Raw genomic sequence first — 12,254 nt, 5'->3', positions numbered from 1 at the left:
CCGCATTCTGCGGACACGATCGCGGCTTAATCCCGAGGGCTCCGGCTCCGGCAAAGCTGGCCCGGGCGGCCGCGCTCGGCCGGATGTCCCACCGGGCATCGCCGGCCACGGGATCGAGCTGATGGAACACGCGCGCGTGGATCACGACCGAGAGCACCAGGCCGGCGGCGGCGACACCGGGGTCTGGGCCAGCACCCGCGAGACCCTGAAGGTCGGCATCCAGGCACTGCTGATCGCGCTCGTGGTGCGCACGCTGCTGTTCCAGCCCTTCAACATCCCCTCCTCGTCGCTGGTTCCGACGCTCCTGGTGGGCGACTACCTGTTCGTCTCGAAGTACTCCTACGGCTACTCGAAATACTCGCTGCCCCTGAGCGAGTACATCCCGATCAAGGCGAGCGGCCGCATCTGGGGGGCCGAGCCGAAGCGCGGCGACATCGCGGTGTTCAAGCTGCCGAAGGACAACGCGACCGACTACATCAAGCGCGTGATCGGCCTGCCCGGCGACAAGATCCAGGTGATCGAGGGCGTGCTCAACATCAACGGCAAGCCGGTCAAGCGCGAGCGCATCGCCGACTACGAGACGCTCGACGCCTACGGGCAGGTCACCAAGGTCCCCCAGTACAACGAGACGCTGCCCGGCGGCGTCACCCACCGGGTGATCGAGATCAACGGCGACAACGGCTTCTGGGACAAGACCGAACTCTACACCGTCCCGGCCGGCCACTACTTCATGATGGGCGACAACCGCGACAACTCCACCGATTCGCGCGACCTCGCCAACGTGGGCTACGTGCCGTTCGAGAACTTCGTCGGCCGCGCCGAGATGATCTTCTTCTCGATCGACGAGGGCACGCCCGCCTGGCAGATCTGGAACTGGCCGACCAAGACGCGCTGGGGCCGGCTGTTCAGCACCATCAACTGACGGACCGCCCGTGACCGACGACGCCGCGCGTCCCTCCGCCGCCGCGCGGCGCGGGCGCCGCCCCAGGCCGCCGCTGGGCCTGCTGGAGGCCCGCATCGGCCACAGCTTCGCCGACCGCTCCCTGCTGGAGCGGGCGCTGACGCATGTGAGCAAGGCGGGCGGGCGCGGCGGCAGCTACCAGCGCCTCGAATTTCTCGGCGACCGGGTGCTCGGGCTCGCGGTCGCCGACATCCTCTACGCCGCGCTGCCCGATGCCGACGAGGGCGAGCTGTCGCGCCGGCTCGCCGGCCTCGTGCGCCGGGAGACCTGCGCGGCGGTCTCGAACGCCTGGGAGGTCGGCCCGCACCTGATGCTCGGACAGGGCGAGGTCAGCGGGGGCGCGCGGCGCAACCAGACCATCCTGGCCGATGTCTGCGAGGCGATCCTCGGCGCGGTCTATCTCGACGCCGGCTACACGACGGCCCGCGCGATCGTGGAGGCGGCGTTCCGGCCGGCGGAGCTCACCGGCGCCCCGCGCGGGCGCGACGCCAAGTCCGCCCTGCAGGAATGGGCGATGGCGCGCAGCCTGCCCCTCCCCACCTACGCGGTGGCCGAGCGCTCGGGGCCCGACCACGCGCCGCACTACCGCATCGCCGCGCAGGTCGAGGGGCTGGAGCCCGCGATCGGCGAAGGCCCCTCCAAGCGGGTCGCCGAACAGGAGGCCGCCCGCGCGTTGATGGAGCGCGAGGGCATCGCGGGCCCCGCCCCGACGGAACCGAACGATGGCTGACGATACACCCGAGACACCTGAACAGGCCCCGACCCCGCTGCCGAGCACCCTGCCGGGCACGCCGGAGGGCGCGCGGGCGGGCTTCGTCGCGCTGATCGGCGTTCCGAATGCCGGCAAGTCGACGCTGCTCAACAGCCTCGTCGGCACCAAGGTCTCGATCGTCTCGCGCAAGGTCCAGACGACCCGCGCGCTCGTGCGCGGCATCGTGATCGAGGGCACGGCACAGATCGTTCTGGTCGATACGCCCGGCATCTTCGCCCCCAAGCGCCGTCTCGACCGGGCCATGGTGCACTCCGCCTGGAGCGGGGCGGCCGACGCCGACGCGGTCTGCCTGCTGGTCGATGCCCGCAAGGGCGTGGAGGAGGAGGTCGAGGCGGTACTGGCGCGCCTGAAGGACGTGCGCCGCCCGCGCATCCTGATCCTCAACAAGATCGACCTGATCCCGCGCGAGCGCCTGCTCGAACTCGCAGCCCGGCTCAATGGGCTCATCCCCTTCGAGCAGACCTTCATGGTCTCGGCGCTGAACGGCGACGGGGTCGAGACGCTCAAGCGCGCGCTCGCCGCCCTGATGCCCGAGGGGCCCTGGCTCTATCCCGAGGATCAGGTCTCGGACGCGCCGCTGCGCATGCTCGCCGCCGAGATCACCCGCGAGAAGATCTACGACCGCCTGCACGAGGAGCTGCCCTACCGCTCCACCGTCGAGACCGACCAGTGGCAGATCCGGCCCGACGGCTCGGTGCGGATCGAGCAGACGATCTTCGTGGAGCGCGAGAGCCAGCGCTCGATCGTGCTCGGCAAGGGCGGCCAGACCATCAAGGCGATCGGCCAGGCGGCGCGCATCGAGATCGCGGAGGCGGCCGACGCCCGGGTCCACCTCTTCCTGCACGTGAAGGTGCGCGAGAACTGGGCCGACGACCCCGCGCGCTACCGCGAGATGGGGCTGGAATTCCCGCGGGGCTGAGGGGGCCGTATCCGATCCTTGGGTCGGTCGCGCCGGGAAACGCGGCTGCCCCTCTCCCCGCACGCGGGGAGAGGGGCGAGCCCCCCTTGTCGGGGGCGAGCCGAGCGAGCGATCCCGCAGGGATCGACGCGGGGGTGAGGCGGCTTCTCCGGCAGAGCCTCCTCCGTTCAAGCCCCCTCACCCCCGGCTGCCGCCTCGCTTCGGCGACGACACGATCGCCGAAGCCCTCTCCCCGCACGGCCGGGAGAGGGGAAGCCACGGCCTCTGAACCGAAAAGCCGGCAACGGCATGAAGTGAATCTGTCAGTCCGAAGAGCATGACCGTCCCCACCGCCATCCTGTACGGCCTGCCGCCCGCCGAACTCGCCGAGATCCCGGAAGGCGCCGCGCAGGTCTCGCCCCTGATCCCCGGCTCCGCGCGCCTGGAGGACGTGGCGCCCGCGAGCCTGGACGCGGCCGTCCTGCTCGCGCCGCCTGGCACGGTCGAGCGCCGCTACGCAATCGCGCTGGCGCTGCGCGCCCTGAAGCCCGGCGGACGCCTCACGGCGCTCGCCCCGAAGGACCGCGGCGGCTCGCGGCTGGGGAAGGAATTGGCCGGCTTCGGATGCGCCTCGACCGAGGAGGCGCGCCGCCATCACCGCATCTGTACAGCCGCCTGCCCGGAGACGCCCCGGGGCCTAGAGGAGGCGATCGCCGAGGGTGGCCCGCGCCACGTCGACAACCTCGCGCTCTGCACGCAGCCCGGCATCTTCTCCTGGGACCGGCTCGACCCGGGCAGCGCGCTCCTGCTCGCCACCCTGCCCACCTTGCGCGGCCGCGGGGCCGATCTCGGCTGCGGGCTCGGCATCCTCGCCCGCGCGGTGCTGGGCTCGGAGGCCGTGACCGCGCTCGCCTGCATCGACATCGACCGCCGCGCCGTCGAGATGGCCCGGCGCAATCTCAGCGATGCCCGCGTGAGCCTCCGCTGGGCCGATATCCGCGAGACGGATCCGGATTTGGCCAAGCTCGATTTCGTGGTGATGAACCCGCCCTTCCACGACGGCGGCGCCGAGGACCGGGCGCTCGGCCAGAGCTTCATCGCCCGTGCGGCCGGCGCGCTGCGCCACGGGGGTGCGCTCTGGCTCACCGCCAACGCGCACCTGCCCTACGAGCGGGTGCTGGGCGAGGCCTTCGCGGAGGTGACGCTCAAGGCCTCTGCCAACGGCTACAAGGTCTACGAGGCGCGCCGGTGAGCAAGGCCGTCCGCCTCGACAAGCTGCTCGCCAATCTCGGCTACGGCTCGCGCCGGGAGATCCAGGGCCTCGCCCGGGCGGGCGACATCGTACTCGATGGAGCCCCGGTCGATGACGCGGGCGCGCGCATCCCGCTCGACGCGGACCTGCCCGAGCGGATGTGGATCGACGGCGAGCCCCTCGACCCGCTGCCCGGCCTCTGCCTGATGCTGCACAAGCCGCTCGGCGTCACCTGCTCGCACAAGGAGGCAGGCCCGTTGGTCTACGGCCTCTTTCCCGAGCGTTGGCGCCGCCGCGACCCGGCCCTCTCGACGGTCGGACGGCTCGACAAGGAAACCTCGGGCCTCCTCCTGCTCACCGACGACGGCGCGTTGCTGCACCGGATCATCTCCCCGAAGGCGAGCGTGGCCAAGCGCTACCGCGTCACCCTCGATCGGCCGCTCCGGGGCGACGAGGGCGCGGTGCTGGCCTCCGGCACGCTGATGCTGGAGGGCGAGGAGCGCCCGCTCCTGCCGGTCGGATTCGAGGCCGAGGACGCGACGCGCTGCGCCGTGACGCTGACCGAGGGGCGCTACCATCAGGTCCGCCGCATGTTCGCCGCGCTGGGCAACCACGTGACCGCGCTCCACCGCGACCGGGTCGGCGGGCTGGACTTGCCGGCGGATCTGGCCGCGGGCGCGTACCGGGTGATGGAGCCGGAAGCGATCGCGGCGCTGTTCGCGGGCTGATCCGCGGCTGGCGCGGCCTCCGGAACCGCGCCGCACCCCTTCTCCCATAGGGAGAGGGTACCCGCGCCCCGGCACGGCGTTCCCGCACGCGATTGCCTTCCGGGCCGCCCTCTGCTATGGGCCCGCCCATTCCACACGCGGGGCTGGCCTCATGACTGAATGAGGCGTTTCCGGTGGCTGGTCGGATCGGCCGGTCGCTTCCTCCGCGGCGGTATCAACCGGAGAGACAGAGAATCATGGCCGTCGACTTCACCATGCGCCAGCTCCTCGAGGCGGGCGCCCATTTCGGTCACCAGTCGCACCGCTGGAACCCGAAGATGCAGCCCTACATCTTCGGCACCCGCAACAACATCCACATCATCGACCTGGCCCAGACGGTCCCGGCGATGCACCAGGCCCTCCAGGCCGTCAGCGACACCGTCGCCCGCGGCGGCCGCGTGCTGTTCGTCGGCACGAAGCGCCAGGCCGCCGACACGATCGCCGACGCCGCCAAGCGCTCGGCCCAGTACTACGTCAACTCCCGCTGGCTCGGCGGCATGCTGACCAACTGGAAGACCATCTCGGGCTCGATCTCGCGCCTGCGCAAGGTCACCGAGACGCTCGAGACCGGCGGCCCCGGCCTCACCAAGAAGGAGCGCCTGATGCTGTCCCGTGAGAAGGACAAGCTCGAGAAGGCGCTCGGCGGCATCAAGGACATGGGCGGCGTGCCGGACCTGTTGTTCGTGATCGACACCAACAAGGAGCAGCTGGCGATCAAGGAGGCGAACCGCCTCGGCATCCCGGTGGCCGCCATCGTCGACACCAACTGCAACCCGGACGGCATCAGCTACATCGTCCCGGCCAACGACGACGCCGGCCGCGCCATCGCGCTCTACTGCGACCTCATCGCCCGCGCGGCGATCGACGGCATCTCGCGGGCGCAGGGCTCGTCGGGCGTCGATCTCGGCGCCTCCGAGGAGCCGATGGCCGAGGAGCTGCCGGCCAACGACGACGTCGCGGTCTCGTCCGAGGCGCTCGATCCGGCCGACGTGGCGCTGCTCGCCGAGTCGACCGAGCACTTCGAGCTGCTCGCCGCCCCGCGCGGCGCGCCCGACGACCTGACCAAGCTCAACGGCGCCGGCCCGCAGATCGTGCAGAAGCTCAACGACGCCGGCATCTACCATTACTGGCAGATCGCCGCGATGACCGCGGACGACGTCGCCAAGATCGACGGCGACCTCAAGCTCAACGGCCGCATCGCCCGCGACGGCTGGGTCGACCAGGCCCGCGGCTTCGTCGAGGCCGCCGCCGCCGCCTGATTCTTGTCGAAGCTCGGGTCGGCACCCGCCGATCCGGCTTCCTTGAGAACCCCATCTCCGGGCCCGGCGCTCCACAGGGCGTCGGGCCCTCTCATCTGACGGCTCCGGACGGAGCGAGACGAAAGGACCGGCCATGGCCAACATCACCGCCGCGATGGTGAAGGAGCTCCGCGAGAAGACCGGCGCGGGCATGATGGACTGCAAGGGCGCGCTGAACGAGACCCAGGGCGACCTCGAGGCTGCCGTCGACTGGCTGCGCAAGAAGGGCCTCGCCAAGGCCGCCAAGAAGGCCGGCCGCGTCGCCGCCGAGGGTCTGGTCGCCGTCGAGTCCGCCGGCCGTCACGCGGCGGTCGTCGAGGTGAACTCCGAGACCGACTTCGTCGCCCGCAACGACGCCTTCCAGGCCTTCGCCCGCGAGGCAGCCAAGACCGCCCTCAACACCGACGGCACGCTGGAGGGCCTCCAGGCCGCCCACTTCCCGGGCGCCAGCGAGACCGTCGCCGACAAGCTGCAGGGCCTGATCGCAACGATCGGCGAGAACATGACCCTGCGCCGCGTGACCAAGCTCGAAGTCGGCAAGGGCGTGATCGCGAGCTACGTGCACAACCAGATCTCCGAGGGCCTCGGCAAGATCGGCGTGCTGGTCGCGCTCGAGTCCGAGGGCGACGTGGACGCGCTCTCCGCGCTCGGTCGCCAGATCGCCATGCACGTCGCCGCCACCAACCCGGTGGCGCTCGACGCCTCGGGCGTCGATGCCGCGACGGTGGAGCGCGAGTCGAACATCCTGCGCGAGAAGAACGCCGGCAAGCCGGACCACGTCATGGCCAAGATCGTCGAGAGCGGCCTGAAGAGCTACTACAAGGAGGTCACCCTCCTGGAGCAGCCCTTCGTGCACGACGGCTCGAAGACGATCTCGCAGGTGCTCAAGGAGGCCGCCGGCAAGGTCGGCGCGCCGGTCGCCCTCACCGCCTTCGTGCGCTACGCGCTCGGCGAGGGCATCGAGAAGGAAGAAGGTCCGGACTTCGCCACCGAGGTCGCCCAGCAGGCCGGCCGCGCCTGATCATCTGAGAGCTGCACGTCATGGAGAAGCCCCGGCCGAGAGGCCGGGGCTTTTCTCGTTCGGGGAACACCCACGACGCTCCCCATCCCCCTCTGCGGAGGAGGGTGGCCCCTGCGTCAGCGGGGGTCGGTCGGACGAAGTCCCGCAGAGAGGGGAACCCACGAACGGGAGTGGCGCGGCCTTCATGCAGGGCTCGTCCCACCCTGAAGCGTTCACCCCTCTCCCGTCGCCCTTCGGGCGCCACCCTCCCCCGCAGATGGGGGAGGGAGAGCGCGCCTCTTACTGTCCCGGTGCGGTGGCGGAGAGCGGCGGCACGGAAGCGGCGGCATCACCCCGCCGGAGCCGGGCGGCGATCCGGGAAACCGGACGCAGCATCACCAGCGCCGCCCGCGCCGCACGGATCTGGCCGGGCAGGTGCCGCGGGCCGACCGGCCGGAAGACGAGGCGGGGGCTCGCCCGCTCGGCCGCCGCGACCGCCTCGCCGACGCGGGGCATCGCGGCGATCCGGCGGGCCTCCTCGGCCGATACGCCGAGCAGGCGTGCCCAGGCAAGATCGCGCGCCATCCGGCCGGAGCGGTGCAGCCGGCGCAGGCGGTGGCGCAGCCAGCAGCGCAGCATCAGCCGGGGCACCCGCTCCATCCGGGCGTCGCAGAGGGCGTCGGGCTCCTCGCAGCGGGCGCGGATCGTGTCGGCGACGCCGCCCGGCGCCCGGCCGGAGAGCCGGGCCGAGATCGTCACCACCACGTCGCGCGGGTGGCGCACGCGAAAACCCTGCTGCAGCAGGGCCGCCACGAAGGCGCCGTCCTCGCCGAGCGGGATCTCCGGCATGCCGCCGACCTGGCGGTAGGCACCCGAGCGCACGGCGAGCGAGGCGCCGATCGTGGTGCGGTGGCAGGGCCAGGGATCGTGCGGGTCCGGGTCGAGGCAGGTCTCGATCTCGGTGATCAGCGCGTCGTAGGTATCTTCCAGTTTCCCCCGGGCCGGCAGCGAGGGCGGCAGCAGGGCGGCCTCCTCGGGCGCGAGCTCGACCCGGCCCGCCACCGCGTCGGCGCCGGCCTCCAGGGCCGCGAGGTTGCGGGCGACCCAGTCCGGCGGCACCCGGCTGTCGGCGTCCGAGGTCAGGATCGTGCCGGTGCCGGGCCCCGCCTCGATCCAGGCGGCGGCCGCATCCATCGCGGCGCGGCGCGCCCAGCCCGCATGGGCCCGCTCGTAGGTCGCGGTGATCACCCGCACGGGCATCGGCAGGCTGGCGCGCAGCCCGGCGACGATCGACTCTGTGCCGTCCGTGCAATTGTTGAGGAACAGCACCAGCCCGAGCCGGCCCGGTGCGAGCCCGGTCTGCTCTCCGAGCGCCCGCAGGCAGGCGGCGATCCGCTCGGCCTCGTTGCGCACGGGGATCGCGACGACGACGTCCGGGCCGGAGGGCGGGACGAGGCCCGGCGAGTCGGTGGACGGAAGAGTGGTGGGCGACAAGGAGCGGCTCCAATCCAGCAGGGCCGCGGACCGCCCATCGCTGGCGCGGTCCGATCGGTCCGTCACGGCACCGGAATCGAGGCCCGGTTCGCCCCCGTATCCCAGCAACATTACGTCCTTAGCCGGGCTCGGCTGTACGTTTGCCGAACGCATCGGGCGGAGAGCCGGCGCCGCACCGTTCACGGTTCGCGCCCTCGACGCCGCCGGGCCGCTTCGCGTAGAAGCCCCTCGGTTCGAGAGCAGGCCGGCCGCGCTCCGGCGGAGGAGTCCATATGCCGGAAACGCCCTATCGCCGCGTCCTGGTGAAGCTCTCCGGCGAGGCACTCGCCGCCCCGGACGGCTACTGGTTGCACCCGCCGACGCTGGCCGGCCTCGCCGAGGACATCGCCCGCACGATCGCGACGGGCATCCAGGTCGCGCTCGTGGTCGGCGGCGGCAACATGATCCGCGGCGCGCGCATCTCGCAGGCGGGCTTCATCGACCGGGCGACCGGCGACTCGCTCGGTATGATGGCGACCGTGATGAACTCGCTGGCCCTGGAGACCGCGCTGAACGCGGCGGGCGTCCAGGCGCGCACCATGTCGGCGGTCTCGATGCCGACGATCTGCGAGACCTTCGCAAGGCAGCCCGCACTCCACCACCTCGACAAGGGGCAGGTGGTGGTGCTGGCCGGCGGTACCGGCAACCCGTACTTCACCACCGACACGGCGGCCGTGCTGCGCGCCGCGGAGCTGCGCTGCGAGGCCGTCCTCAAGGCGACCCAGGTGGACGGCGTCTACTCGGCCGACCCCAAGAAGGATCCGGCCGCCACCCGCTACGACCGGATCACGCACGACGAGGCGATCGCCCGCGACCTCAAGGTAATGGACACCGCCGCCTTCGCGCTGGCGCGGGAGAGCCGGCTCTCGATCGTAGTCGGCTCGGTCCACGCGCCGAGCTCGATCACCGCGATCCTCACCGGGGATGCCCCGTGCACGCGGGTGGTGCCGTAAGGCAGGGCGAAATCCGCCCGATCCGTTTGCGGGCGCTCCGGTTTTCGTTCATTGAGGCGCCGAGCGTCCGGACCCGCGCGGCCCGGGCCCTTCCCTTTTTTTGCGAACGCGTCGGGATTTGACGAGATGGCCACACCGGACTTCGACCTCAACGACATCAAGCGCCGCATGCAGGGCGCGGTGGCCTCGCTCTCGAAGGACCTGGGTTCGCTGCGCACCGGCCGCGCCACCCCGAGCCTGCTCGACCCGATCCAGGTCGACGCCTACGGCTCGATGATGCCGATGGCGCAGGTTGCCACCGTGAGCGTGCCGGAGCCGCGCCTGCTCTCGATCTCGGTCTGGGACCGCAGCATGGTCACCGCCGTCGAGAAGGCGATCCGCGAGTCCGACCTCGGCCTAAACCCGCAGACCGAGGGGCAGACCATTCGCCTGCGCATCCCCGAGATGAACGAGCAGCGCCGCAAGGAGATGGTGAAGGTCGCCCACAAATACGCCGAGGAGTCGCGCGTCGCCGTGCGCCACGTGCGCCGCGACGGGCTCGACCACCTCAAGAAGCTCCTGAAGGACAGCGCCATCTCGGAGGACGACGAGAAGCGCCAGGCCGGCGACGTGCAGAAGGCGACCGACCAGTTCATCGCCGAGATCGACGGCGTGCTGGCCTCCAAGGAGAAGGAGATCATGCAGGTCTGACGCGGCAAGCGTCGGGACCGCGCGCGATGGCGGGAGAGGCGGCACCGCCGCGAAAGGCCTTCGGCAGCCGGGAACTCGGTCTGCGCGTCCTCTCAGGATGCGTGCTGGCCGCGCTCGTCGTCTCAGGGTTGGTGCTCGGCGGCTGGGCCTTCGCGGGAATCTGGCTCGCGGCGGCGATCGTCGGCGCTGGCGAGTGGATCGGCATGAGCCGCACCCTGCCGCGCCGGGCGCTCCTCGCCACCGTCGCGGTCACACTGGCCGCGCTCACGATCTGCCTGGAGCGGGAAGTTCCGTTCTGGGTCGGCCTCGCGATCCTCGCCGGCGGCTCGGCCCTCTGCCTCGCGCTGCCCCACGACAATCCGGGGCGCCTGCGGGCGCTCGGCGCCCTCACCGGCGGTGCCGTCGTCGCCCTGGTGCCACCGGCGCTGCGCGACGCGCCCGAGATCGGCATCCTCGGCCCGGCCTGGATGTTCGCGGTCGTCTGGGCCACCGACATCGTCGCCTATTTCACCGGCCGCACCTTCGGTGGGCCGAAGCTGATGCCCGCCGTCTCGCCGAAGAAGACGTGGTCGGGCGCGCTTGGCGGCCTCGCGGGCGCGGTGGTGGCTGGAACGGCCCTCGTGGCGCTCGCACGCCAGCAGGGCTGGAGCCCGCTCGCCGACACCAACCTCGCCCTGGTGGCGCTCGTCAGCGCCGTCTCGTCGGTGCTCAGCCAGGCAGGCGATCTCCTCGAATCCGCCCTGAAGCGGCATTACGGGGTCAAGGATTCCGGCCGGTCGATCCCCGGCCACGGCGGCGTGATGGACCGCCTCGACGGATTTTTCGCGGTGGCGCTGCTCGCCGGCCTGTACCTCGCCGCGCGGCACCTCGCCGCCTGAAGGAGTTCTCTTCCGTGGCTTTCACCGTCTCCGTGCTGGGCGCGACCGGCTCGATCGGCCGCTCGACCACCGACCTCCTCGCCCAGCACGCCGACCGCTTCCGGGTCGGCGCGGTGGTGGGCGGGCGCGACGCGCAGGCGCTTGCCAAGCTCGCCCGCGAGATGAAGGCCGAATTCGCCGCACTCGCCGACGAGTCGGCCGGCCCGGCGCTCGCCGAGGCGCTCGCCGGCTCCGGCATCCCGAACGGAGCTGGCGAGAGCGCGGTGCTGGAGGCCGTGGCGCGGGACGCCGACATCGTGGTGGCGGCGGTGAGCGGAGCGGCCGGCCTCAAGCCGACCCACGCGGCGCTCCGCCTCGGCCGCACCGTGGCGCTCGCCAACAAGGAGAGCCTCGTCTGCGCGGGCGAGGCCTTCATGCGCGACGCCAAGCGCTACGGCGCGACGCTGCTGCCGGTCGATTCCGAGCACAACGCGCTCGCCCAGGCGCTCGGCCACGGACCGGTCTCGGACGTCGCCAAGATGACGATCACGGCCTCGGGCGGCCCGTTCCGCACCTGGACGCGCGAGCGCATCGCGGCGGCCACCGCCGCGGAGGCCGCCGCCCACCCGACTTGGTCGATGGGCATGAAGATCAACATCGATTCGGCCTCCCTGATGAACAAGGGGCTGGAGTTGATCGAGGCGCACCACCTGTTCGGACTCGGCCACGACCGGCTCGACGCCATCGTCCACCCGCAATCGATCGTGCACGGGCTCGTCTACTGGCTCGACGGCGCGGTGACGGCCGGCCTCGCCATGCCGGACATGCGCGTGCCGATCGCCCACTGCCTGGGGCTCGGCGAGCGCCTGACCATCGCGCGCGGCCGGCCCCTCGACCTGGCGGCCGCGGGCAGCCTCACCTTCGAGCCGGTGGACGAGGACCGCTTTCCCTGTCTGCGGATCGCCCGGGCGGCGCTCCACGACGGCGGCGCGGCCCCGACCGTGATGAACGCGGCCAACGAGATCGCGGTAGCGGCCTTCATCCGCGGCGAGATCGCGTTCTACGGCATCGCGGATCTGGTCGAGCGCACCTGCGAGCATTTCTCGGGCATCCACCGCACCGCGCCGGAGGACGTCGACGCGGCGCTCGCCATCGACGCCGAGGCGCGCGCCTGGTCGGCGCAGGCCCTGCCGCGGCTGCGCGCGGCGGGCTGAAGCCCGATCGAGGCCCCGGAGGGGCTGGCCGAGAACGCATCCGCGTCCGCGCGGTTGGT

At 71.8% G+C, this 12,254-nt stretch carries 12 protein-coding genes; 11 read left to right on the top strand and 1 reads right to left on the bottom strand.

The genetic code is table 11. The features are described from left to right. The first annotated feature begins 121 nt into the window (after nucleotides 1-121). The 7 genes from lepB to tsf all read left to right on the top strand — a co-directional run bounded on the left by lepB (nucleotide 122) and on the right by tsf (nucleotide 6,969). Nucleotides 122-922 (top strand): signal peptidase I, encoded by an 801-nt coding sequence (gene lepB, locus DK427_RS07575; protein WP_109950732.1) that lies wholly within the window; start codon nucleotides 122-124, stop codon nucleotides 920-922. 10 nt (nucleotides 923-932) lie between these two features. Then, complete coding sequence (rnc, locus tag DK427_RS07570; RefSeq protein ID WP_109950731.1) at nucleotides 933-1,691, top strand: ribonuclease III; 759 nt, start codon at nucleotides 933-935, stop codon at nucleotides 1,689-1,691. Then, complete coding sequence (gene era, locus DK427_RS07565; protein WP_109950730.1) at nucleotides 1,684-2,652, top strand: GTPase Era; 969 nt, start codon at nucleotides 1,684-1,686, stop codon at nucleotides 2,650-2,652. Before rnc ends, era begins: the two co-directional genes overlap by 8 nt. Before the next feature lie 316 nt (nucleotides 2,653-2,968). Continuing rightward, a complete protein-coding gene (locus DK427_RS07555) occupies nucleotides 2,969-3,883 on the top strand; it encodes a class I SAM-dependent methyltransferase (RefSeq protein ID WP_109950729.1) in 915 nt (304 codons plus the stop codon). Further along, a complete protein-coding gene (locus DK427_RS07550; RefSeq protein ID WP_109950728.1) occupies nucleotides 3,880-4,611 on the top strand; it encodes a pseudouridine synthase in 732 nt (243 codons plus the stop codon). Before DK427_RS07555 ends, DK427_RS07550 begins: the two co-directional genes overlap by 4 nt. A 236-nt stretch (nucleotides 4,612-4,847) precedes the next feature. After that, nucleotides 4,848-5,909, top strand: a complete 1,062-nt coding sequence (locus DK427_RS07545; RefSeq protein ID WP_109950727.1) for a 30S ribosomal protein S2 — start codon at nucleotides 4,848-4,850, stop codon at nucleotides 5,907-5,909. Between the two features lie 133 nt (nucleotides 5,910-6,042). Further along, nucleotides 6,043-6,969, top strand: a complete 927-nt coding sequence (tsf, locus tag DK427_RS07540) for a translation elongation factor Ts (protein WP_109950726.1) — start codon at nucleotides 6,043-6,045, stop codon at nucleotides 6,967-6,969. Nucleotides 6,970-7,248: 279 nt separating this feature from the next. Here the strand turns inward: tsf and DK427_RS07535 are convergent, their stop codons facing one another. Beyond that, the gene (locus tag DK427_RS07535; protein ID WP_245930833.1) at nucleotides 7,249-8,442 is read right to left on the bottom strand and encodes a glycosyltransferase family 2 protein; all 1,194 of its coding nucleotides are present in this window, start codon (nucleotides 8,440-8,442) and stop codon (nucleotides 7,249-7,251) included. Between the two features lie 272 nt (nucleotides 8,443-8,714). On the opposite strand from DK427_RS07535, the gene pyrH reads away from it, so the two are divergent. The 4 genes from pyrH (at nucleotide 8,715) to dxr (ending at nucleotide 12,195) form a co-directional block, all read left to right on the top strand. Continuing rightward, a complete protein-coding gene (gene pyrH / locus DK427_RS07530; RefSeq protein WP_109950724.1) occupies nucleotides 8,715-9,434 on the top strand; it encodes a UMP kinase in 720 nt (239 codons plus the stop codon). A gap of 126 nt (nucleotides 9,435-9,560) precedes the next feature. Beyond that, a complete protein-coding gene (gene frr / locus DK427_RS07525; protein WP_109950723.1) occupies nucleotides 9,561-10,124 on the top strand; it encodes a ribosome recycling factor in 564 nt (187 codons plus the stop codon). 26 nt (nucleotides 10,125-10,150) lie between these two features. Next, nucleotides 10,151-11,002: a phosphatidate cytidylyltransferase gene (locus tag DK427_RS07520; RefSeq protein ID WP_109950722.1), complete on the top strand. Its 852-nt coding sequence runs from the start codon at nucleotides 10,151-10,153 to the stop codon at nucleotides 11,000-11,002. 14 nt (nucleotides 11,003-11,016) lie between these two features. Continuing rightward, nucleotides 11,017-12,195, top strand: a complete 1,179-nt coding sequence (dxr, locus tag DK427_RS07515) for a 1-deoxy-D-xylulose-5-phosphate reductoisomerase (protein WP_109950721.1) — start codon at nucleotides 11,017-11,019, stop codon at nucleotides 12,193-12,195. Nucleotides 12,196-12,254: the final 59 nt, after the last annotated feature.

Source organism: Methylobacterium radiodurans (assembly GCF_003173735.1).
In the GTDB taxonomy this organism is placed as follows: Bacteria; Pseudomonadota; Alphaproteobacteria; order Rhizobiales; family Beijerinckiaceae; genus Methylobacterium; species Methylobacterium radiodurans.
This window is presented reverse-complemented; position numbering and strand designations above follow the sequence as displayed.

What these genes read in the sequence shown, in the direction of transcription:
- lepB (WP_109950732.1), top strand. Translation starts at nt 122, where the DNA reads ATGGAACACGCGCGCGTGGATCACGACCGAGAGCACCAGGCCGGCGGC.
- era (WP_109950730.1), top strand. Translation starts at nt 1,684, where the DNA reads ATGGCTGACGATACACCCGAGACACCTGAACAGGCCCCGACCCCGCTG.
- DK427_RS07555 (WP_109950729.1), top strand. Translation starts at nt 2,969, where the DNA reads ATGACCGTCCCCACCGCCATCCTGTACGGCCTGCCGCCCGCCGAACTC.
- DK427_RS07545 (WP_109950727.1), top strand. Translation starts at nt 4,848, where the DNA reads ATGGCCGTCGACTTCACCATGCGCCAGCTCCTCGAGGCGGGCGCCCAT.
- tsf (WP_109950726.1), top strand. Translation starts at nt 6,043, where the DNA reads ATGGCCAACATCACCGCCGCGATGGTGAAGGAGCTCCGCGAGAAGACC.
- pyrH (WP_109950724.1), top strand. Translation starts at nt 8,715, where the DNA reads ATGCCGGAAACGCCCTATCGCCGCGTCCTGGTGAAGCTCTCCGGCGAG.
- frr (WP_109950723.1), top strand. Translation starts at nt 9,561, where the DNA reads ATGGCCACACCGGACTTCGACCTCAACGACATCAAGCGCCGCATGCAG.
- DK427_RS07520 (WP_109950722.1), top strand. Translation starts at nt 10,151, where the DNA reads ATGGCGGGAGAGGCGGCACCGCCGCGAAAGGCCTTCGGCAGCCGGGAA.